The 20,463-nt window shown below is 46.1% G+C and carries 25 protein-coding genes; 10 read left to right on the plus strand and 15 right to left on the minus strand.

What is annotated here, in order from left to right:
* The first annotated feature begins 74 nt into the window (after positions 1-74).
* Positions 75-704 carry a peptide-methionine (S)-S-oxide reductase MsrA gene (gene msrA / locus ACUALS_RS12570; RefSeq protein ID WP_005472781.1) on the plus strand — a complete coding sequence of 210 codons (630 nt, stop codon included), beginning with the start codon at positions 75-77 and terminating at the stop codon, positions 702-704.
* Between the two features lie 37 nt (positions 705-741).
* Here the strand turns inward: msrA and ACUALS_RS12575 are convergent, their stop codons facing one another.
* The gene (locus ACUALS_RS12575) at positions 742-942 is read right to left on the minus strand and encodes a DUF1107 family protein (RefSeq protein WP_005472658.1); all 201 of its coding nucleotides are present in this window, start codon (positions 940-942) and stop codon (positions 742-744) included.
* 201 nt (positions 943-1,143) lie between these two features.
* Here ACUALS_RS12575 and ACUALS_RS12580 point away from each other — a divergent pair, with 201 nt between their 5' ends.
* The 7 genes from ACUALS_RS12580 to ACUALS_RS12610 all read left to right on the plus strand — a co-directional run bounded on the left by ACUALS_RS12580 (position 1,144) and on the right by ACUALS_RS12610 (position 6,645).
* Positions 1,144-1,695: a YtfJ family protein gene (locus ACUALS_RS12580; RefSeq protein ID WP_331398543.1), complete on the plus strand. Its 552-nt coding sequence runs from the start codon at positions 1,144-1,146 to the stop codon at positions 1,693-1,695.
* 73 nt (positions 1,696-1,768) lie between these two features.
* Positions 1,769-2,065, plus strand: a complete 297-nt coding sequence (locus tag ACUALS_RS12585) for a DUF2607 family protein (RefSeq protein ID WP_454448472.1) — start codon at positions 1,769-1,771, stop codon at positions 2,063-2,065.
* 97 nt (positions 2,066-2,162) lie between these two features.
* On the plus strand, positions 2,163-2,936 hold the full coding sequence (gene zrgA, locus ACUALS_RS12590; protein ID WP_454448473.1) for a zinc uptake protein ZrgA: 774 nt from the start codon (positions 2,163-2,165) through the stop codon (positions 2,934-2,936).
* 55 nt (positions 2,937-2,991) lie between these two features.
* On the plus strand, positions 2,992-3,699 hold the full coding sequence (locus ACUALS_RS12595; protein ID WP_454449259.1) for an ABC transporter ATP-binding protein: 708 nt from the start codon (positions 2,992-2,994) through the stop codon (positions 3,697-3,699).
* A complete protein-coding gene (locus ACUALS_RS12600) occupies positions 3,696-4,955 on the plus strand; it encodes an ABC transporter permease (protein ID WP_454448474.1) in 1,260 nt (419 codons plus the stop codon). The genes ACUALS_RS12595 and ACUALS_RS12600 overlap by 4 nt, the downstream gene beginning before the upstream one ends.
* Before the next feature lie 4 nt (positions 4,956-4,959).
* Positions 4,960-5,454, plus strand: coding sequence for a DUF3299 domain-containing protein (locus ACUALS_RS12605; protein WP_038140482.1), 495 nt, complete (start codon positions 4,960-4,962; stop codon positions 5,452-5,454).
* Positions 5,455-5,748: 294 nt separating this feature from the next.
* A complete protein-coding gene (locus tag ACUALS_RS12610) occupies positions 5,749-6,645 on the plus strand; it encodes a TIGR03899 family protein (RefSeq protein ID WP_005472681.1) in 897 nt (298 codons plus the stop codon).
* A 202-nt stretch (positions 6,646-6,847) separates the two neighbouring features.
* Here the strand turns inward: ACUALS_RS12610 and pgi are convergent, their stop codons facing one another.
* The gene (gene pgi / locus ACUALS_RS12615; RefSeq protein ID WP_038216347.1) at positions 6,848-8,500 is read right to left on the minus strand and encodes a glucose-6-phosphate isomerase; all 1,653 of its coding nucleotides are present in this window, start codon (positions 8,498-8,500) and stop codon (positions 6,848-6,850) included.
* Between the two features lie 294 nt (positions 8,501-8,794).
* Between pgi and ACUALS_RS12620 the strand changes: the two genes are divergently transcribed.
* The gene (locus tag ACUALS_RS12620; RefSeq protein ID WP_005472716.1) at positions 8,795-9,220 is read left to right on the plus strand and encodes a secondary thiamine-phosphate synthase enzyme YjbQ; all 426 of its coding nucleotides are present in this window, start codon (positions 8,795-8,797) and stop codon (positions 9,218-9,220) included.
* A 52-nt stretch (positions 9,221-9,272) separates the two neighbouring features.
* Here ACUALS_RS12620 and alr read toward each other — a convergent pair whose 3' ends face one another.
* Together alr and ACUALS_RS12630 are read right to left on the minus strand one after the other, a co-directional pair.
* Positions 9,273-10,358, minus strand: a complete 1,086-nt coding sequence (gene alr / locus ACUALS_RS12625; protein ID WP_454448475.1) for an alanine racemase — start codon at positions 10,356-10,358, stop codon at positions 9,273-9,275.
* Between the two features lie 4 nt (positions 10,359-10,362).
* A complete protein-coding gene (locus tag ACUALS_RS12630) occupies positions 10,363-11,775 on the minus strand; it encodes a replicative DNA helicase (RefSeq protein WP_005472719.1) in 1,413 nt (470 codons plus the stop codon).
* A gap of 172 nt (positions 11,776-11,947) precedes the next feature.
* Here ACUALS_RS12630 and ACUALS_RS12635 point away from each other — a divergent pair, with 172 nt between their 5' ends.
* Positions 11,948-12,715, plus strand: coding sequence for a DUF481 domain-containing protein (locus tag ACUALS_RS12635; RefSeq protein ID WP_454448476.1), 768 nt, complete (start codon positions 11,948-11,950; stop codon positions 12,713-12,715).
* A 69-nt stretch (positions 12,716-12,784) separates the two neighbouring features.
* On the opposite strand, the gene rplI is transcribed toward ACUALS_RS12635, so the two are convergent.
* The 11 genes from rplI to tusB form a co-directional block, all read right to left on the minus strand.
* Complete coding sequence (rplI, locus tag ACUALS_RS12640; protein WP_005472678.1) at positions 12,785-13,237, minus strand: 50S ribosomal protein L9; 453 nt, start codon at positions 13,235-13,237, stop codon at positions 12,785-12,787.
* Between the two features lie 31 nt (positions 13,238-13,268).
* On the minus strand, positions 13,269-13,496 hold the full coding sequence (rpsR, locus tag ACUALS_RS12645) for a 30S ribosomal protein S18 (protein ID WP_000090472.1): 228 nt from the start codon (positions 13,494-13,496) through the stop codon (positions 13,269-13,271).
* A gap of 16 nt (positions 13,497-13,512) precedes the next feature.
* Complete coding sequence (gene priB, locus ACUALS_RS12650) at positions 13,513-13,815, minus strand: primosomal replication protein N (RefSeq protein WP_008073614.1); 303 nt, start codon at positions 13,813-13,815, stop codon at positions 13,513-13,515.
* An 8-nt stretch (positions 13,816-13,823) separates the two neighbouring features.
* Entirely contained in the window at positions 13,824-14,204 is a 381-nt protein-coding gene (rpsF, locus tag ACUALS_RS12655) for a 30S ribosomal protein S6 (RefSeq protein ID WP_005472655.1), read from the minus strand.
* Between the two features lie 205 nt (positions 14,205-14,409).
* Positions 14,410-14,886: a bacterioferritin gene (gene bfr / locus ACUALS_RS12660; RefSeq protein ID WP_038140490.1), complete on the minus strand. Its 477-nt coding sequence runs from the start codon at positions 14,884-14,886 to the stop codon at positions 14,410-14,412.
* 81 nt (positions 14,887-14,967) lie between these two features.
* Positions 14,968-15,156 carry a (2Fe-2S)-binding protein gene (locus tag ACUALS_RS12665; protein ID WP_005472761.1) on the minus strand — a complete coding sequence of 63 codons (189 nt, stop codon included), beginning with the start codon at positions 15,154-15,156 and terminating at the stop codon, positions 14,968-14,970.
* A gap of 307 nt (positions 15,157-15,463) precedes the next feature.
* Entirely contained in the window at positions 15,464-16,648 is a 1,185-nt protein-coding gene (gene tuf, locus ACUALS_RS12670) for an elongation factor Tu (protein ID WP_322413806.1), read from the minus strand.
* 154 nt (positions 16,649-16,802) lie between these two features.
* Positions 16,803-18,902, minus strand: a complete 2,100-nt coding sequence (fusA, locus tag ACUALS_RS12675) for an elongation factor G (RefSeq protein WP_038141586.1) — start codon at positions 18,900-18,902, stop codon at positions 16,803-16,805.
* A gap of 156 nt (positions 18,903-19,058) precedes the next feature.
* Positions 19,059-19,529, minus strand: coding sequence for a 30S ribosomal protein S7 (rpsG, locus tag ACUALS_RS12680; RefSeq protein ID WP_004415829.1), 471 nt, complete (start codon positions 19,527-19,529; stop codon positions 19,059-19,061).
* A gap of 100 nt (positions 19,530-19,629) precedes the next feature.
* Complete coding sequence (gene rpsL, locus ACUALS_RS12685; RefSeq protein WP_004399892.1) at positions 19,630-20,004, minus strand: 30S ribosomal protein S12; 375 nt, start codon at positions 20,002-20,004, stop codon at positions 19,630-19,632.
* A gap of 176 nt (positions 20,005-20,180) precedes the next feature.
* Positions 20,181-20,456 carry a sulfurtransferase complex subunit TusB gene (gene tusB, locus ACUALS_RS12690; RefSeq protein WP_454448477.1) on the minus strand — a complete coding sequence of 92 codons (276 nt, stop codon included), beginning with the start codon at positions 20,454-20,456 and terminating at the stop codon, positions 20,181-20,183.
* Positions 20,457-20,463 lie beyond the last annotated feature (7 nt).

The following is a 20,463-nucleotide window of genomic DNA, read 5'->3' on the forward strand; positions in this document are numbered from 1 at the left end:
AAAATGGATAAGTCTGTATGAAAACAGTCAATTGGTCGGTCTGTTTAATAAATTTAATCGACAAGGAAATAACGATGCTCGACAAACAAACTATGATTTCCGCGCAAGACGCACTGCCTGGCCGCGAAACGCCACTGCCACTTGACGACATTCACTTCGTCAATCAAAGCAGTATGACATCAGAGCCAGAGCAAGGTTGCGAAAAAATTGTTCTCGGTATGGGCTGTTTCTGGGGCGCTGAACGTTTGTTTTGGCAACTTGATGGCGTGGTCAATACTTCGGTTGGCTATGCTGGTGGCTTCACAAAGAATCCAACTTACGAAGAAGTGTGTAGCGGTCAAACTGGTCACACCGAGGTGGTACGTGTTGTATTTGATCCCACAGTGATCTCGCTCACTGCGTTACTCGAGACATTTTGGGAACGTCATGACCCTACTCAAGGTATGCGCCAAGGTAATGATCGTGGCACACAATACCGCTCAGCTATTTACGTTTACAGCGACGAGCAATATCAAACCGCCATGCAGTCAAAACAACGCTACCAAGAGTTACTGGGTGATCAGCATTCGCCAATTACCACTGAGATTCTACCAGCAGGTCCTTATTACTACGCAGAAAACTACCACCAGCAATATCTGGCTAAAAATCCGAACGGCTATTGTGGGCTTGGAGGAACCGGAGTCTGCTTCCCACCAGAAAAGTAAAGACCTCGACACAACCGCCTATCGAAATGGGCGGTTTTTATGCAGGTAGCGCTAAAATGGCTTGGTTGATCTGTTTATAGGCTTCCAGTTTGACTGGGTTATTCACATCTGGCAGAAGCACTTTGCCGTTATCAAACGAAAACTCCCCAATACCAGCGATAACAAACTTTCCTTTAAACAGTGTCTTAACGAATCGCGCCACCTGATGCGGGCGATAACGGGTAAATTCACGTAGCATAACCACTCCAATATTCCTTCGTGATACTGCTTTTATGCAGTTAAGCTCTTATCCTTAGAGCTCAGGCGCATTATAAAGCACTTTCGGTGAATTAATACGGTTTTTACAAAAGTTTGGACCATTTCACTCCATCAACGCCGAGCACAACACTTTTTCAAATTTCGGTATATACTTTTTGCGCTTACCAAAAGGAAGATAACAATGAAAAACAAAACTCTACTCGCTCTCGCGATCGCATGCTCTCCAGTGCTGGCGATGGCACACAACATCACACTTGGCCAAACCGTTCCGGCAGTCAATGTCGATAGCCATGGTGAAATTATCATTCAAGGTGATGACGCAAGCTACCAAACATGGACAAGCCAAGATCTGGTCGGCAAAGTCCGTGTCATTCAAGCCATTGCAGGACGCAGCAGCGCAAAAGAAATGAATGCCCCACTTATGGCGGCAATTACCGCAGCAAAGTTTCCCTCTGAGAGCTACCAAACTACGTCCATCATTAACCAAGATGATGCCATCTGGGGCACCGGCTCTTTCGTTAAATCATCAGCAGAAGACAGCAAGAAAGAATTTCCATGGTCGTCGATGGTATTAGATGAGGAAGGTAACGTAGCCAAGGCATGGCAATTGGCGGAAGAGTCCTCGGCGATCATCGTTCAAGACAAGCAAGGAAAAGTGCTATTTGTAAAAGAAGGCGCTTTAAGTGATTCCGATATCCAACAAGTACTTGGACTCATCAAAGATAACATCTAATCACAAATTGGATTTAGCGTTGTATAAGGAATTGTTATAGTATAACAGTTCCTTTTTTTCTCGGTCTGTTGTTGTGCTTACATCTCGCAAGATTTCACTACCATCTCCTGCTATCGCGCTCCTTGGCGTCATGCTGCTGTGGATGAACTTTGCGTTTATTCAGCACCAATACGATCTCGCCCCTTCCCATCATCAAGAGCATCATTGTGAGCTGTTTTCATCTGTTCATCACGCGATAAGCAGTACGGCTCTAAAAACAGAAAACGTATCACTTCCCGATCGCTTTGAACGACAGCCAAGTTATCAATATAAAGCACCTTCGATTGTCGTCTATCGAGCGCGTTCACCACCGACTCAATCCCTCGTTTAGTTACTCAGCTCTCAGATAGGGAGCAATCTTTATTACTATGCCAATATCCAGAGCCATAATAATGCTGGAATAGGCGCAATGACACTTAGGATTGAAAATGTACAAATTATCACCAATTGCCGCGCTCATCGCTGTTACTGTTAGCCACGTTGCGATCGCTGAAGAAGGATTTCGTCAACATGAAGCGCATGTTCATGGCGAAGTTGAGCTAAACATTGCCCAAGACGGGAAAGAGCTACTGATGGAAATCACTGCACCCGGTGCCGACGTAGTTGGTTTTGAGCATGCTCCAAAAAATGACGAGCAGAAGAAAATCCTAGCCGATGCTGTAGCAACACTTAATCAAGCAGACTCCGTCTTTACATTAAGCTCAGCGGCTGGCTGTCACGTTGAACATGTTGCCGTGACTCATACATTGGGTAAAGAGAGTGCTCATCACGACCATGATGAACACAAACATGATGGCCATCATGATCATGACCACGAAGAGCACAAGCACGATGACCATCACGATCATGACCACGATAAACACAAGCACGACGACCATCACGATCATGACCACGATGAGCACAAGCACGACGACCATCACGATCATGACCACGATGAACACAAGCACGACGACCATCACGATCATGACCACGACGAGCACAAGCATGATGATCATCATGATCATGACCACGAGCATTCGGGACATGGTGAGTTCACAGTGGAATACCATTACCACTGCGACAATATCGCCAAGCTTGAAACCATAGACACGGCTTGGTTTAAACAATTCCCAGCAACAGAAGCGTTAAAAGTCAACGTATTGACTGATACCAAGCAAGAAGCGCTTCGCCTACAACCTAAACGTACAGAGATCTCTCTATAAGGTTTACAGTGGCTTGGCATCGGTCAAGCCACTGACGCCATACTTGGAAAGCATGATGGATACAATAAAAGATCCAGCCATCATAAAGCTGGAACATGTGCGCTACACTTGGCCTGGAAATGACTCTCCAACTCTAGATATTCCCCACTTAACGATAAATCAGGGCGAACATCTGTTTATCAAAGGTCCAAGCGGATGTGGCAAATCAACCTTACTCAGCCTACTTACTGGCATCAACACGACACCTGAAGGCAGTGTAAAAGTGCTTGATAACGACCTTGGTCAACTGTCAGGCAGCATGAGAGATAGATTTAGAGCTGACCATATTGGTTATATTTTTCAGCAATTTAACCTACTTCCTTATTTAAGTGTCATCGAAAACGTCATCCTCCCTTGCCAATTTTCAAAGCAGCGGAAAGGGCAAGTATTCGGTGATTTGCAACGCAGTGCTGAGCAGCTCCTCAATAAACTGCACCTTGACCAATCGCTGCGCAATAAATCCGTCGTTGAGTTGAGTATTGGTCAACAGCAACGTGTCGCGGCAGCGCGCGCCTTGATCGGAAACCCTGAAATTATCATCGCCGATGAACCAACCTCCTCACTTGACTACGATAATCGAACTGCCTTCATCGAGCTGCTACTTGATCAAGTGAACCAAGCGAACTCAACCTTACTGTTTGTCAGCCACGACCCGACATTGGAGCCATTGTTTGACCGCAGTCTCGATCTCCGCGAGTTGAATCAAATAGGAGGCCACGTATGAGCCCTACCCTGTCCCTCGCTTGGAAAAGTGCTCGCAACCGTAAGGTAACGGCAATCCTAACCATTTTAACCGTCGCGATTTCAGTGATCCTGCTGCTTGGGGTCGAGCGTATTCGCACAGAAGCAAAAAGCAGCTTCGCCAATACCATCTCGGGAACCGATTTGATCGTAGGCGGGCGTTCAGGACAAGTGAACCTGTTGCTTTACTCGGTATTTCGAATTGGTAATGCAACCAATAATATTGACTGGAAAAGCTATCAAGAATTTAGCCAACACAAAGCGGTCGATTGGGCAATTCCTATCTCACTTGGTGACTCTCACAAAGGCTTCCGTGTGATGGGCACCAACCACAGCTATTTTGAACACTATCGCTATGGTCAGAAGCAACATTTAGCGTTCAAAGAAGGAAGCGAGTTTAATCGCTTGTTTGAAGCAGTCATTGGTGCAGATGTGGCCAAAAAGCTGGGTTACACCATTGGTACAGAGATCATCATTGCGCATGGCATAAGCGATGTTGGCTTTAGTCGCCACGACAACTTGCCTTTTAAAGTGGTTGGCATTCTCGCGCCAACAGGAACCCCCGTCGATAAAACCGTTCACGTCTCCTTGGAAGCGATTGAAGCAATTCATGTCGGCTGGGAGTCTGGCGCAAACCTTGGCAATAACCCGACAGCAGAACAACTGGCAGTGATGGACTTTAAACCTAAGCAGATTACCGCCATGCTGCTTGGTCTCAAGTCAAAGATTCAAACCTTCGCTCTCCAGCGTCAAATCAACACCTACAACAAAGAGCCTCTCAGTGCCATCTTGCCAGGGGTCGCACTTCACGAGTTGTGGGGCATGATGTCGGTGGCTGAACAAGCGCTGATGGCGGTCTCAGTGTTTGTCGTTTTCGCGGGTTTGCTTGGGATGCTCTCGAGCTTGCTGACGAGCCTACAAGAGCGACGCCGCGAAATGGCAATCTTGCGCGCAATGGGGGCAAGACCAAGGCATGTGTTTGCCCTGCTTATCTTAGAAGCAAGCGCACTCACCTTTATCGGGATAATTATCGGCACGCTTGGTCTTTACGCTTTGTTAGCGATTGCAGCGCCAATCATTCAACAAACGTACGGTATCACCCTTTCATTGATGACCTTATCACACTATGAGTTAGTGCTGCTTGCCATGGTTCAATGTGCTGGCACAGTCATCGGTTTTATCCCTGCGTTAAGAGCTTACCGACAGTCTCTGAGCGACGGTATGACAATACGAGTATAGAGAAATGAAGAAAGTAATATTACTGGCATTGGCAATGCTGAGCTTCAGCTTACCAAGTTTCGCCAACCAAGAAGACATCTTGACACTGGATTGGATTGATCTCATTCCTCAGAATGAACGCAATCAATTTGACAGTTATGGAATGCCCGCCGCCGACCACTCAGGTGGCGCAATGGAGCAATCAAAAGTGGGTTCGGTCAGACAAGAGCTCAACGGAAGTAAAGTCAAAATACCAGGCTTTGTGATTCCATTGGAAGGGGACGCCAATATGGTGACAGAGTTCTTATTGGTTCCTTACTTTGGGGCGTGTATTCACGTACCACCACCGCCACCAAACCAAATCATCTACGTCAAATTCCCAAAAGGAGCACCAATCCAGCAACTTTGGGATGTGATTTATTTAGTAGGAACCTTAAAAACGGAAACCGTCAGCCATGAACTCGCAGAAACAGGCTATGTGATTGAAGGAATAGCCATCGAAGAGTACGACGACTACTAAGCAAATTAACAAGTGCGCAACCTGTTAATCGCCTATATTAAGAAAGGTATTGAGAAAGATAACCTAGCACCGCTAGGTAAACCAATAATAATAGTGCGATTGACAGGTGTTTTTTCAGTTTATTCTCATTGAAATACTTCATAAACCCTCTCAATAATTACCAACCAGATTTTAACAATTTGTTAGCATGTGTGGTAGCACTATTTTTGACACCCGTCTCACACACTTTCTGTGGCAGCCCATGGTTATCCGAGGTACATTTATAGATAACATTATGATGGCTAAGGAAATCCCATGTCAGAGAGCAACCAACCCGTCGTTATAGATCACGAGCCCACTCAATCCAATCGACAAGAAAAAAAGTCTAACTACATCAAAGACAGTGCGAGTCGTATCTTTAACATCGCCGAGACTTACGGTTTAGACGCTCTCCTTCAGCCAGAAACACCCGAAAAAAACACCTTAGAGCGTGCGCTCATCCGAGAACGCAAACGCAAAGAGTTGCGCCAAAAAAATCTCGAACAAATTCTTAAGCTCGCCCACGTTTCTTGCAAAGACGAAACCGCAGGAGCCCCTGATCAGGATTGGCTGTATCGTTTTTTCGATATGGCGCAAGAAGTTCACAACAGTGCCATGCAACGTTTGTGGGCTCAGGTGCTCAAACGAGAGGTAACGAATCCTGGTTCTACCTCGATGAAGGCGTTAAAAGTCCTACAAGATATGACGCCAAAAGAAGCGCAAATCCTACAGCGCGCAGCATCACTGGCCTGCAGTTTTGGCGGGGATAATAGCCGCAAACTTCTGGTTGGCTATCGCGCTCAAGGTGGGATTTTTAGCTTTGGTAAACGCAATACCACCAACAACATTAACGTTGGAAACTACCAGTTGCCGTATTCAAGTCTGCTGGTGTTATTTGAATTGGGGCTGATGCATGGCACCGAACTGGAATCAGGCGAAATCGAATTGGATTCTCCTCTACCTTTGCTCTACCAAGGGAAACAGCTCTCACTCCAAGCGCACAGTAAAGGCGTAAGATTGCTTTACTACCGTTTTAGCCCAACGGGTAATGAACTCTGCAAGCTGTTAGGTAACAAGCCCAATATGCAGTACTACGATCAAATGGTCGCCCTGTTAGGACAGAAATTTACCGCCAGCACCGATGCACAGCCTAGCGTCGATACCACTGTGTAACAACAATCGCTACGTTAGATCCATCTTCCAATAAAAAAGCGCCAACCCTTCGGTTGGCGCTTGTCGATCTATTTTCTAAGTGAGAATTAATGAAGCAAAGCGACCAATAAATCCTGCCTTGTGAATACAGCGGCTATCTGTGAATCAAGCCGCTGATATACCTTGGATTTATACCAGTTACCGTTTCATCTCACCGAGAAATTTAAGCTTTGAACGCTTTAAATGCGTTGATCAAACCATTCGTAGAACTGTCGTGTGAGCTGATTTCAGACTCATCCGCAAGCTCAGGTAGGATTTGGTTAGCTAGTTGTTTACCTAGCTCAACACCCCATTGGTCAAAGCTGAAGATATTCCAAATCACACCTTGCACGAAGATCTTGTGCTCGTACATTGCGATTAGGTTACCCAATGTACGTGGCGTAATTTGCTTAACTAGGATTGAGTTAGTCGGGCGGTTACCTTCAAATACTTTGAATGGTGCAAGTGTCGCCGCTTCTTCTTCACTCTTACCTGCTTTAGCAAATTCCGCTTTCACTGTCGCTTCATCTTTACCGAATGCCAATGCTTCTGTTTGAGCAAAGAAGTTAGACATCAGCTTCTGATGATGATCGCCTGCTGGGTTGTGGCTGATTGCTGGCGCAATAAAGTCACATGGGATCAGCTTAGTGCCTTGGTGAATCAGCTGGTAGAACGCGTGCTGGCCGTTAGTTCCTGGCTCACCCCAAATGATTGGGCCAGTTTGGTAAGTCACAGCGTTGCCGTCACGGTCAACGTACTTACCGTTTGACTCCATATTGCCTTGCTGGAAGTAAGCAGCAAAGCGGTGCATGTACTGGTCGTAAGGCAAGATAGCTTCAGATTCCGCGCCATGGAAGTTGTTGTACCATAGGCCAACAAGCGCAAGGATTACCGGGATGTTGCTTTCTAGCTCAGTAGACGCGAAGTGGTTGTCCATTTCGTGTGCACCGTCTAGTAGCTCGATGAAGTTGTCGTAGCCTACAGAAAGCGCGATTGAAAGACCGATTGCTGACCATAGAGAGTAACGACCGCCAACCCAATCCCAGAACTCAAACATGTTGTCTGTATCGATACCAAACTCTGATACTGCAGGAGCGTTAGTAGAAAGTGCTGCGAAGTGCTTAGCAACGTGTGCTTCATCGCCAGCTGACGCTAGGAACCAATCACGCGCACTATGGGCGTTAGTCATTGTTTCTTGTGTGGTAAACGTCTTAGACGCCACTAGGAATAGCGTTGTTTCTGGGTTTACTTTCTTCAGCGTTTCAACGATGTGCGTGCCATCAACGTTAGACACGAAGTGCAGGTTTAGGTGGTTTTTGTATGGTGCTAGCGCTTCAGTGACCATGTAAGGACCAAGATCAGAGCCACCGATACCGATGTTTACGATGTCAGTGATTGCTTTGCCAGTGTAACCTTTCCACTCGCCGCCAATTACGCGCTCAGTGAACGATTTCATTTTCTCTAGCACAGCATTTACTGCTGGCATTACGTCTTCGCCATCAACCATCACTGGCTTGTTGCTGCGGTTGCGAAGTGCGGTGTGAAGTACGGCGCGATCTTCTGTCTTGTTTATCGCCTCACCACTGAACATCGCTTCAATAGCTGACTTTAGCTCAGTCTCGTTAGCTAAAGCGAAAAGATGCTGCATGGTTTCTTCATTGATTAGGTTCTTAGAGTAATCAACGAGAATATCACTGCCAAAACGAGCAGAGAATTTGTCAAAACGAGCTGAATCTTGTGCGAAAAGTGCTTTCAGATCCATATCTTGTGCAGATTCAAAATGCGCGGTTAGCGCTTTCCAAGCTTGTGTTTGCGTTGGGTTGATATTTTTCAACATGGTTACGATCCCGATGTTCAGTAGGTTCTATTCCATACAGTCTAGCGAAAACTGAGGAATCCCCGATTAAGCAAAATAATAATATTAGGTATGTTAGGGCAAATTGCCACAAAACAAGACTTTGTAATTTTTTTTCAGGCCAGCATTATGACCCAGCCGACTCTCACTCACATTGAGTTAGGTCACGTTCCCTGAGTCAAATTTAAACAAATCTGTTACCCGCTTTAGGATATTACCATCAAGCTAGGTTAAGCTTAACGTCTGGTTAACGAAATATCGATTACAGGCTCTGTTATGTGGCAGCAAAATGTCTTACGTCTCCGCGCTCGTTCAAGAGGCTTTCATCTCATTACCGATGAAATTGAACAACAATTACCTCAAATTGCTGACTATTCTGTCGGATTATTACAGCTCTTCATCCAACACACGTCTGCCAGTCTGACCATCAATGAAAACGCAGACCCAACGGTAAGACACGATATGGAAAAACACTTTAATAAATTTGTCCCTGAGCGTGCGCCTTATTATCAGCACACCTATGAAGGGGATGACGACATGCCCGCGCACATCAAAGCCTCGACGATTGGTTGTAGCGTGACGATTCCTATCAGCAACGGGCGACTCGCTCTAGGCACTTGGCAAGGAATCTATTTAGGTGAGCATCGAGACTACGGTGGCAACCGCAACGTGATCGCCACATTACAAGGTGAGTTAAAATAGAAACGGAGCCACAAGGCTCCGTTTAGCTAACGGGTAAAGGCTCGAGTTCCAACTAGCGAGAGTATTCCATCTCTACACGAGATGTCAGCTTCGTCACCAGTTCATACGCGATGGTCCCGATGTGCGCTGCGACTTGCTCGGCAGGGAGATCTTTCCCCCATAAGATTGCCTCATCACCCACGTTATCTGTCGCTTCTGGGCCAAGGTCGACGGTCAACATATCCATCGAGACGCGCCCTGCTATCGGCACCTCTCGGCCATTGACTCGAACCGGAGTCCCATTCGGCGCGGTGCGTGGATAGCCGTCACCGTAGCCAATGGCAATAACACCAACCTTAGTGTCGCGCTCACTGGTCCACTTGCCACCATAACCGACACTCTCACCAGCTTTCACATCACGTACTGCAATCAGGTGCGATTTAAGCGTCATCACAGGTTGATAGCCCAACTGCTGGGCATGTTTATCATTAAACGGGGACACACCGTACATAATTATGCCGGGTCTAACCCATTCGAGCTGACTCTCCGGCCAAGCTAGCAACCCCGCGGAGGCTGCTAATGAGCGTTCACCTTCACACCCTTGCGTCAACTTGAGAAACAGCTCGGTTTGTTTGTGAGTCGTGTCTTTGTCCAGTTCATCGGCACAGCCAAAATGACTCATATAACGCAGCGGTTTAGCCACATTACTGCAAGTCTTGAGTCGCGATACAAAGTCATCATACTGCTCTGGACGCACCCCTAAACGATGCATCCCACTGTCAATCTTCAACCACACTACCACTGGCGTTTCTAGCTCTGCTTGCTCTAAAGCAACCAACTGCTCCTCACAGTGAACCACCGTTTGAATGTTGTTGGTCACTAAAACGGGCAAATCACCCGGAGAGTAAAAACCCTCGAGCAGTAGAATCGGCTTAACCACACCACACGCTCGAAGTTGCAACGCCTCTTCGATACGCGCGACACCAAATGCATCCGCACCGGTGGCGTTTTTGGCAATGTGACGCAATCCATGACCATAGCTGTTGGCTTTAACCACCGCCATTACCTTACTGTTTGGCGCCTGCTGTTTAATCTGCTCGACATTGTGTTGTAGAGCGCTTAGGTCAATGTAAGCCGTCGCCGCTTTCATGTAACTCATGCTGTTATTCATCATCCATGTCAAACGCAGGGCCTGCGTAGTTGTCAAAACGAGACCATTGACCTTGGAAGGTCAAACGTACTGAGCCGATAGGACCGTTACGCTGTTTACCAAGAATGATTTCTGCAGTTCCTTTCATTGAGCTGTCTGGGTTGTACACTTCATCGCGGTAGATGAACATAATCAAGTCGGCATCCTGCTCAATAGAGCCTGATTCACGTAAGTCTGAGTTCACTGGACGCTTATCGGCACGTTGCTCTAGGGAACGGTTAAGCTGAGATAGCGCAACCACTGGCACATTCAACTCTTTGGCCAGTGCTTTTAGAGAGCGCGAAATCTCCGCAATCTCAAGGGTACGGTTGTCAGAAAGTGCAGGTACACGCATGAGCTGAAGGTAGTCGACCATGATCATAGATAGGCCGCCGTGCTCTCTGGCTATACGACGAGCACGAGAGCGCACTTCAGTCGGCGTCAGACCCGAGCTATCATCGATATACATGTTCTTCTTCTGCATGAGAATCCCCATGGTCGAAGAAATACGAGCCCAATCTTCATCATCAAGCTGACCGGTTCGAATTTTGGTTTGATCAACACGTGAAAGCGATGCCAGCATACGCATCATGATCTGTTCAGATGGCATCTCTAGCGAGAAAATCAGCACAGGCTTGTCTTGTGACATTGCCGCATTTTCACACAAGTTCATCGCAAAGGTCGTTTTACCCATCGATGGACGCGCCGCTACGATCACCAGATCAGACCCTTGTAAGCCCGCGGTTTTCTTATTCAGATCGGTAAAGCCCGTATCGACACCTGTCACACCATCTTGCGGCGTTTTGTACAGCAGTTCGATACGTTCAAGCGTCTTCTCTAGAATATTGTCAACGTTTTGCGGACCTTCGTTTTCGTTGGTTCGCGACTCAGCGATGGCGAAGACTTTGCTTTCCGCAAGATCAAGTAAGTCTTCTGAAGAGCGGCCCTGTGGGTCGTAACCTGCGTCCGCAATTTCATTTGCCACACCAATCAAATCACGTACCAAAGCACGCTCAGCAACAATGTCGGCATAGGCATTAATGTTCGCCGCACTTGGCGTGTTTTTCACCAGATCAGCAAGGTAAGCAAAACCACCCACATCATCGAGTTGCTCTCGAAGCTCTAAAAATTCTGACAAGGTAATCAAATCGAGAGGCTTGCTCTCTTCGAGAATGGATTTCACCGCCTCGAAAATCAGTCGATGAGGTCGGCTGTAAAAATCTTTGGCCACCACGCGCTCGGCAACCGTGTCCCAACGCTCATTGTCCAATAACAAACCACCAATAACGGACTGCTCTGCTTCCAATGAATGTGGTGGTACTTTGATAGCATCAACCTGTGCATCACTGAATTTTTTATTTCGATTATCTGTTCTTGGGTCAGCCATGATATTGCTCTACAACTTTCTCTAGATCGCTCATTATAACGAGATCGAAACTATTGTCTGTAGCCAAGAGAGAGTTTATCGGCTTCTCATCGATAATTAACCCAGCATTGACGGATACAGGCTAAATTACCTTTACTATCCGTTATTCAGTTCATCCATATAGAGGTCATTAGTGTCTAAGCATTGGTTACTTGCGGTCGGCTTATTAAGTGCGACGCACTGCTATGCTTCAGCAGAAAAGGATCAGGGAAGCACAGATATTGATGTACCTTCACCATGGAATACGGAAGTAGAGTTTGGCTATCAATCGCATACGGGGAACTCGGATTCTCGTTCCATGAATGCGCGCCTTGGTGCGGACTATATATCAGGTCGACATCGCAGCAGTGGAGAATGGAAATACTATTTGCTCTACAAAGATGGCGAAGAGGACAAGCGCCAATCCACCTACACGTTGCAAAGTGACTATAAACTAGGCGCAAAAACTTACCTTTACGGCAGTTTCAAAGGGGTAGACTCTCTGTATAGTGCCTACTTTCGTGATTTCACACTATCTGGCGGTCTCGGTTACCAGCTTTCCAATACCGAACAGTGGGTGCTCGAAATGGAACTCGGTCCAGGTTTTCGATATCAAGAGCCCAATCTCGATGAAATAGATGACGACGACATCATCTTCCCAGAAATTGTCGAAGAGGCTATCTTCCGAGGAAAAGTAACAACACGCTGGCAAGCACTCGACAACTTGAGTATTGACGCATCAATGACTCTAGTCTCAGGTAAAAGCAATACCCGTACAGACAGTGACATCAGTGTCACCAACAACATAACCGAAGATATCGCTCTTAAACTGTCACACTCGCGACAGTTCCATGACAAGGTGCCTGATGGCCTAGAAAAAGCCGACAGCATCTTCTCGGTTAATCTACTATTTGTTTTTTAACACTTACCTTTCTACAGATATAAAAAAAGCACCTCGAAAGGTGCTTTTAACATACGTCTTGATACTGAATTATTCAGCAGCAACAACTTGAAGAGTAACAGTTGCGAAAACTTCAGAGTGAAGTTGAACGCTGATCTCGAACTCACCAGTGTTACGTAGTGCGCCTTCTGGAAGACGAACTTCGCTCTTAACAACTTCAACGCCAGCTGCAGTGATTGCATCAGCGATGTCGCGAGTACCGATAGAACCGAATAGTTTACCTTCGTCACCAGCTTTAGACGCTAGAACAACAGCTTCTAGAGCGTTGATCTTTTCAGCGCGTGCTTCTGCAGCAGATAGCTGCTCAGCTGCTTTCGCTTCTAGTTCAGCACGACGTGCTTCGAACATTTCAACGTTAGCTTTAGTAGCCATAACTGCTTTACCTTGAGGGATAAGGAAGTTACGAGCGTAACCAGACTTAACGTTAACAGTTTCGCCTAGAGCACCTAGTTTGCCGATTTTATCAAGTAGAATAACTTGCATTGTTTAATTCCTCTTTTTAAAAACGAACCGATTACTGATGCTTGTCAGTGTACGGTAGTAGAGCTAGGTAGCGAGAACGCTTGATCGCGCGAGCTAGTTGACGTTGGTACTTAGCGCTTGTACCAGTGATACGGCTAGGTACGATTTTACCAGCTTCAGTGATGTAGTTTTTAAGAGTTGCTACGTCTTTGTAATCAATCTCTTGTACGCCTTCTGCAGTGAAACGGCAGAATTTACGACGACGGAAGAAACGAGCCATGGGCTATCTCCTGATCTTAAATTTGAGTAATGTTGTCGGCATGAAGCACTAATTTTCCCACACCATTTCGGCCGGTTTGGTAAGCGACAAAGCCCCCTACCTTAATGCTACTGCCTTGTACTAAATTCTGAGTTAATGCTTGTGACCTTTGCCCGCTGACAACTACCGGCATGCGACAATAAACTTGTCTCGGTAAATCAGCTTCGATAACCGTAGAGCGGTGCTCTAACCAAAATCGACAGTGTTCAATACCACTAGGGCTTTTACTTCGAATGGGCGGTTTGGCAATGGTGCCGCTCAGCTCCATTCGATTGGTCATAAGAGAAATTACTCAGCAGCTGCTTCTGGCTTAGCTTCAGCACGCTCTTCGCGACGAGGAGCACGCTCTTCTTTCTGCTTAAGCATGATAGATTGCTCAGTGATCGCTGTTTTAGTACGCATGATCATGTTACGTAGAACTGCATCGTTGAAACGGAAAGCTGTTTCTAGCTCATCGATTACAGCTTGGTCAGCTTCAACGTTCATTAGAACGTAGTGAGCTTTGTGAAGCTTGTTGATTGGGTAAGCCAGTTGACGACGGCCCCAGTCTTCTAGACGGTGGATAGTACCGCCAGCTTCAGTGATTGAACCAGTGTAACGCTCGATCATGCCAGCAACTTGCTCGCTTTGATCTGGGTGCACCATGAATACGATTTCGTAATGACGCATTGGTTGCTCCTTACGGATTATTCAGCTTCCACAAATGGCCCGGTCATCCAGAGGAAGCAAGGAACTAAAGATAATTGACCGAGTTTAAGGAGAGCGAATAGTACAGAAAGAAAGCAGTTGAAGCAAGGAAAATGTGAAGAGATACAAAAACAGCTACTTTGGTAAAGTAGCTGCCTATAAAATTCAATTTTGAGAGTGACAGAGCTTAATCTTCATCGACATATTGGGCTTGTAGGTAGTTTTCAATACCAGACATCTCAATCAACCCTAACTGAGTCTCAAGCCAATCTACATGCTCTTCCTCATCTTCTAAGATCTCTTGGAACAAGTCTCGAGAAACATAATCACGAGTATCTTCCGCATACGCGATGGCATCTTTAAGATCAGGGATCGCCGCCATCTCAAGTTTTAAGTCACACTCGAGCATTTCTTTAGTGTCTTCTCCGATACTCAACTTACCGAGATCTTGTAGATTTGGTAGACCTTCCAAAAATAGGATGCGCTCGATCAAATGGTCAGCGTGTTTCATCTCATCAATGGACTCATGATACTCTTTATCGGCAAGATGTTTTAAGCCCCAATCTTTATACATCCGGGCGTGAAGAAAATACTGGTTTATTGCGACGAGCTCGTTACCGAGCACTTTATTGAGATGTTGGATTATTATTGGATCGCCTTTCATGACAAAGCCCTCCTCTTTGGCTCCTATAACTCTAGTTCCAAATGAGAAGCTGTCAAAAAGAAAGCTTATTTTTTGCGCAGGTTAGCTTGCCTGCTTATACAGCACAACGGCTGATTCATTGATGATATCTTTCGCCATTCGAATGCACTTGCCACACTGAGTTCCCAATGCCGTGCATTTTTTGATCCCCTTAATATCCGTCACTCCCTGCTCTGACACTAACTTACGAATTTTCTTGTCCGAGACACCGTGACACAAACAAACGTACATACTGGACCCTATATAAAATCTACAGCAGAAATATAAAAAAGAATCATTATTATTACCAGTGGTATTTATTCTCTTTCTAGAACGATTGGTTATAGCGGTTTTAGCGAAATCGAGTGAACACTTCTAGTTAAAAGAGATGGATGGCAGACAGTAAGTTCAACTCCCTGTATTTTTTAGTTAAAACAGTACCGAGCGGTTACAGCTAAACGAAAATTCCTTATAACCAAAATGCAAAAAGGGAAGCCTAAGCTTCCCTTTTCAGATGCGCTTTCTTCTAAAGAAGAAGGCTGCAAGACTCAACTAATAATTAGTCGAAGATCTTAGCAACAACACCAGCACCTACTGTACGGCCACCTTCACGGATCGCGAAACGTAGACCTTCGTCCATTGCGATTGGTGCGATTAGCTCAACAGTCATCTTAACGTTGTCACCTGGCATTACCATTTCTACGCCTTCTGGTAGCTGGATGTCACCAGTTACGTCAGTTGTACGGAAGTAGAACTGTGGACGGTAGCCTTTGAAGAATGGAGTGTGACGACCACCTTCATCTTTAGACAGTACGTATACTTCTGACTCAAACTTAGTGTGTGGGTTGATTGACTTAGGAGCAGCTAGTACTTGACCACGCTCTACTTCGTCACGCTTAGTACCACGTAGAAGTGCACCAACGTTCTCACCCGCACGACCTTCGTCTAGAAGCTTACGGAACATCTCAACACCTGTACAAGTAGTTGTTGTAGTTTCTTTGATACCTACGATTTCTACTTCGTCACCTACAGTTAGGATACCGCGCTCGATACGACCAGTAACTACTGTACCACGACCTTGGATTGAGAATACGTCTTCGATTGGCATTAGGAATGGCTGATCGATTGCACGCTCTGGCTCTGGAATGTATGAATCTAGCGCTTCTGCTAGTTCTACAATCTTAGCTTCCCACTGCTCTTCGCCGTTTAGTGCGCCTAGTGCAGAACCTTGGATAACTGGTAGGTCATCACCTGGGAAGTCGTACTCAGATAGAAGTTCACGAACTTCCATTTCTACTAGCTCTAGAAGCTCTTCATCATCAACCATGTCACATTTGTTCATGAATACGATGATGTATGGGATACCAACCTGACGGCCTAGTAGGATGTGCTCACGAGTTTGTGGCATTGGGCCATCTGTCGCAGCAACAACTAGGATACCACCGTCCATCTGTGCAGCACCTGTGATCATGTTTTTAACATAGTCAGCGTGTCCTGGACAGTCTACGTGTGCGTAGTGACGTGATGGAGTGTCGTACTCTACGTGAGAAGTAGCGATTGTGATACCGCGCTCACGCTCTTCTGGAGCGTTATCGATAGATGCGAAGTCTTTCGCTTCACCGCCGTACACTTTAGCTAGAGTAGTACAGATTGCAGCAGTTAGAGTTGTTTTACCGTGGTCAACGTGGCCGATAGTACCAACGTTAACGTGCGGTTTAGTACGTTCAAATTTTTCTTTAGACACGATCGTGTTCCTTCCTAGTTATGATTCGCCGCGAACGTTATTGATCACGACGCGCCAGAATTTGCTATTTTATGCGCCAACGTCGGTCAGCGCAATATTTGGACGTATTGATCTTAAAAAAAAGCTCGACTTTTTTCTCGATCAAGACGTTTTATTAGTAACCACGGTCCGCAATGATTTTCTCTGCGAAGTTTTTCGGTACTTCAGCGTACTCGTTAAACTCCATAGAGTAAGACGCACGGCCTTGAGTAGCAGAGCGTAGATCAGTTGCGTAACCAAACATCTCAGATAGAGGTACTTGTGCGCGGACGATCTTAATACCGGCCACACCTTCATCCATACCTTCGATCATGCCGCGGCGACGGTTAAGGTCACCAACAACATCACCCATCCAATCTTCAGGCGTAGTTACTTCAACATTCATCATAGGTTCTAGAAGCACAGGCTGCGCTTCAAGTGCACCTTTCTTGAATGCCATCGAGCCGGCGATTTTAAACGCCATCTCGTTAGAGTCAACATCGTGGTAAGAACCATCAAACAGCGTTGCTTTAATATCTAGAACCGGATAACCCGCTAGAACACCACTGTTCATTTGCTCTTCGATACCTTTCGATACCGAGCTGATGTATTCCTTAGGAACCACACCACCCACAATTTCGTCAACAAAGACAAAACCTTCGCCAGGTTCAGAAGGCTCCAGTTTGATCCATACGTGACCGTACTGACCACGACCACCAGATTGACGAACAAATTTACCTTCCACTTCCGCGCTGCCACGGATAGTTTCACGGTAAGCAACCTGTGGTTTACCTACGTTACAGTCGACGCTGAATTCGCGCTTCATGCGGTCAACGATGATATCTAGGTGAAGCTCACCCATACCAGAGATCAGAGTCTGACCTGTTTCGTCGTCCGTTTCGACACGGAAAGATGGATCTTCAGCTGCTAGTTTACCTAGTGCGATACCCATCTTCTCTTGATCAGCAACAGAGCGAGGTTCAACGGCGATCTGAATAACCGGATCAGGGAATTCCATACGCTCTAGAATAACCTTGTGGTTAGCATCACAAAGCGTATCACCTGTTGTTACATCTTTAAGGCCGATTGCTGCGGCAATATCGCCCGCGCGAACTTCCTTAATTTCATCACGCTTGTTCGAGTGCATCTGTACGATACGACCAAAACGCTCTTTTTTCTGCTTAACAGAGTTGTAAACTGCATCGCCAGAGTTAACCACACCCGAGTAAACACGCATAAAGGTTAGCGTGCCCACGAATGGGTCAGTGGCGATCTTAAATGCCAGCGCTGCAAACGGCTCGTTGTCATCTGCGTGACGCTCAACTTCGTTGTCGTTGTCGTCAACACCTTTGATCGCTGGAACATCTACTGGTGAAGGCAAGTATTCAACAACTGCATCTAGTACTGCTTGAACACCTTTGTTTTTGAACGCACTACCACAAGTGGCCAGTACGATTTCGTTGTTTAGTGTACGAGTACGTAGAGCTTGTTTAATCTCTGCTTCCGTCAGTTCACCTTCTTCCAGGTACTTATCCATCAGCTCTTCTGTTGCTTCTGCTGCTGACTCAACTAGGTTGTTGCGCCACTCTTCAGCAAGCTCCATCATATCTGCTGGGATATCTTCATAAGTAAAGGTTGTACCTTGGTCTTCTTCATTCCAGTTGATCATCTTCATCTTGATCAGGTCGATAACACCTTTGAAGTCCTCTTCCGCACCAACGTTAAGTTGAATAGGAACAGGGTTCGCACCAAGACGGTTTTTGATTTGATCAACAACACGTAGGAAGTCAGCACCTGCACGGTCCATCTTGTTGACGAATACCATACGTGGAACATGATATTTGTCAGCTTGACGCCATACAGTTTCAGATTGAGGTTCAACACCCGATGAACCACAGAACACAACAACCGCACCATCAAGTACGCGCAATGAGCGCTCTACTTCGATCGTGAAATCTACGTGTCCAGGGGTGTCGATGATGTTGATGCGGTGGTCTTGGAATTGCGCTTCCATACCACGCCAGAAAGTTGTAGTTGCAGCTGAGGTGATTGTGATACCACGCTCTTGCTCCTGCTCCATCCAGTCCATGGTAGCAGCGCCATCGTGAACTTCACCGATTTTATGAGAAAGACCAGTGTAGAACAGAATACGTTCACTTGTGGTTGTCTTACCTGCGTCTACGTGAGCGACGATACCAATATTGCGGTAGCGCTCAATAGGTGTTTTACGAGCCACGATTGAATCCTCTTGAATTAGGGACTATTGCTATTTCTAGATAATTTTAGGACTGCTCAACGCAATTTTCCCTACCCCTAGATATAGCAATAGTTCCTAGGCTTGCGCATAGGAACTAGAGTAGCGCCGCAGGGATTCCTGCGGCACAGAAAGGTATTACCAACGGTAATGTGCGAACGCTTTGTTTGCGTCAGCCATGCGGTGAACGTCTTCACGTTTCTTAACCGCAGTACCTTTGTTCTCAGACGCGTCTAGCATTTCAGCAGCTAGGCGTTGAGCCATAGATTTTTCACCACGCTTGCGCGCAGCTTCAACCAACCAACGCATAGCAAGTGCGTTACGGCGAACCGGACGAACTTCTACAGGAACTTGGTAAGTTGAACCACCTACACGGCGAGATTTAACCTCTACCGCTGGGCGAACATTTTCAAGAGCTTCTTCAAATACAGCTAAGTGATCTTTACCAGATTTCTCAGCCATAGCATCTAGTGCAGTGTAAACGATTTTCTCTGCAGTAGATTTCTTACCGTCAACCATTAGGATGTTAACGAATTTTGCCAGCAGTTCAGATTTGAACTTTGGATCTGGAAGGATCTTACGCTGACCAATGACGCGACGACGTGGCATGGATTTTCTCCGTTGTCTTCTTCAGGTTTTATCCAAAACTTTTCAGTTTTTTCAAAAAATTAAAAATAATTTAGTGTTTGGCCTTACTTAACGGATACCATTAAGACTTAGGACGCTTCACACCGTACTTAGAACGACCTTGCTTACGGTCATTTACGCCAGCACAGTCTAGTGCACCGCGTACTGTGTGGTAACGTACACCCGGAAGGTCTTTAACACGACCGCCACGGATTAGAACAACTGAGTGCTCTTGAAGGTTGTGACCTTCACCACCGATGTACGAAGTTACTTCGAAACCGTTTGTTAGACGTACACGACATACTTTACGTAGTGCCGAGTTAGGTTTTTTAGGTGTAGTAGTGTAAACACGAGTACATACACCACGTTTTTGTGGACACGCTTCTAGTGCAGGCACGTTGCTTTTAACAACTTGCTTTGCACGAGGCTTACGTACCAACTGGTTAATAGTTGCCATTAACTAGCTCCTGATTTACTTGAAAGTAAGCTTTGTGAAAAATCTATCCCTAATCACCAATGGCAATTAGGGACGCAAAATTCTATGCAGCAGTGGGATGTGTGTCAAGAAATATACGGATCTTTTTTTGTTCAATTGGACTTTTTATCCGTAAAGTGAAGATGACGCTCGAGCGGTCAATTCCAAGTGAGGGATTGCGGGTGTTTGACCGTCATTGACACAAAGCCGTTGTAGTCAACAATTTCGAGTTGCGCACTGACGCGATTTATCATTGCTCGAGCATCGAGGTCTGGCTTTAGAACTGAGCAACAATGCCCATCTAACAACGGATAAGCGTGATGCTGAGGATTGGCTGCGTAGACCGCATCTTCAATCAGCAACAGTTCATCTTCTTTGCTACAAGCATTGACGGCATCATTCAAAGCTTGAACCGATTTAATAATATGCAGCATAACGCGC

The organism is Vibrio sp. NH-7, assembly GCF_053643215.1.

Coding starts and splice junctions, on each gene's coding strand:
- priB (WP_008073614.1), bottom strand. CDS start 13,815: ATGACCAATCGAATGGAGCTGAGCGGCACCATTGCCAAACCGCCCATT.
- zrgA (WP_454448473.1), top strand. CDS start 2,163: ATGTACAAATTATCACCAATTGCCGCGCTCATCGCTGTTACTGTTAGC.
- ACUALS_RS12605 (WP_038140482.1), top strand. CDS start 4,960: ATGAAGAAAGTAATATTACTGGCATTGGCAATGCTGAGCTTCAGCTTA.
- alr (WP_454448475.1), bottom strand. CDS start 10,358: ATGAGTTACATGAAAGCGGCGACGGCTTACATTGACCTAAGCGCTCTA.
- ACUALS_RS12600 (WP_454448474.1), top strand. CDS start 3,696: ATGAGCCCTACCCTGTCCCTCGCTTGGAAAAGTGCTCGCAACCGTAAG.
- ACUALS_RS12620 (WP_005472716.1), top strand. CDS start 8,795: ATGTGGCAGCAAAATGTCTTACGTCTCCGCGCTCGTTCAAGAGGCTTT.
- ACUALS_RS12580 (WP_331398543.1), top strand. CDS start 1,144: ATGAAAAACAAAACTCTACTCGCTCTCGCGATCGCATGCTCTCCAGTG.
- ACUALS_RS12665 (WP_005472761.1), bottom strand. CDS start 15,156: ATGTACGTTTGTTTGTGTCACGGTGTCTCGGACAAGAAAATTCGTAAG.
- ACUALS_RS12575 (WP_005472658.1), bottom strand. CDS start 942: ATGCTACGTGAATTTACCCGTTATCGCCCGCATCAGGTGGCGCGATTC.
- ACUALS_RS12610 (WP_005472681.1), top strand. CDS start 5,749: ATGTCAGAGAGCAACCAACCCGTCGTTATAGATCACGAGCCCACTCAA.
- msrA (WP_005472781.1), top strand. CDS start 75: ATGCTCGACAAACAAACTATGATTTCCGCGCAAGACGCACTGCCTGGC.
- rpsR (WP_000090472.1), bottom strand. CDS start 13,496: ATGGCTCGTTTCTTCCGTCGTCGTAAATTCTGCCGTTTCACTGCAGAA.
- tusB (WP_454448477.1), bottom strand. CDS start 20,456: ATGCTGCATATTATTAAATCGGTTCAAGCTTTGAATGATGCCGTCAAT.
- bfr (WP_038140490.1), bottom strand. CDS start 14,886: ATGAAAGGCGATCCAATAATAATCCAACATCTCAATAAAGTGCTCGGT.
- pgi (WP_038216347.1), bottom strand. CDS start 8,500: ATGTTGAAAAATATCAACCCAACGCAAACACAAGCTTGGAAAGCGCTA.
- rpsL (WP_004399892.1), bottom strand. CDS start 20,004: ATGGCAACTATTAACCAGTTGGTACGTAAGCCTCGTGCAAAGCAAGTT.
- rplI (WP_005472678.1), bottom strand. CDS start 13,237: ATGCAAGTTATTCTACTTGATAAAATCGGCAAACTAGGTGCTCTAGGC.
- rpsF (WP_005472655.1), bottom strand. CDS start 14,204: ATGCGTCATTACGAAATCGTATTCATGGTGCACCCAGATCAAAGCGAG.
- rpsG (WP_004415829.1), bottom strand. CDS start 19,529: ATGCCACGTCGTCGCGTCATTGGTCAGCGTAAGATCCTTCCAGATCCA.
- ACUALS_RS12595 (WP_454449259.1), top strand. CDS start 2,992: ATGGATACAATAAAAGATCCAGCCATCATAAAGCTGGAACATGTGCGC.
- ACUALS_RS12630 (WP_005472719.1), bottom strand. CDS start 11,775: ATGGCTGACCCAAGAACAGATAATCGAAATAAAAAATTCAGTGATGCA.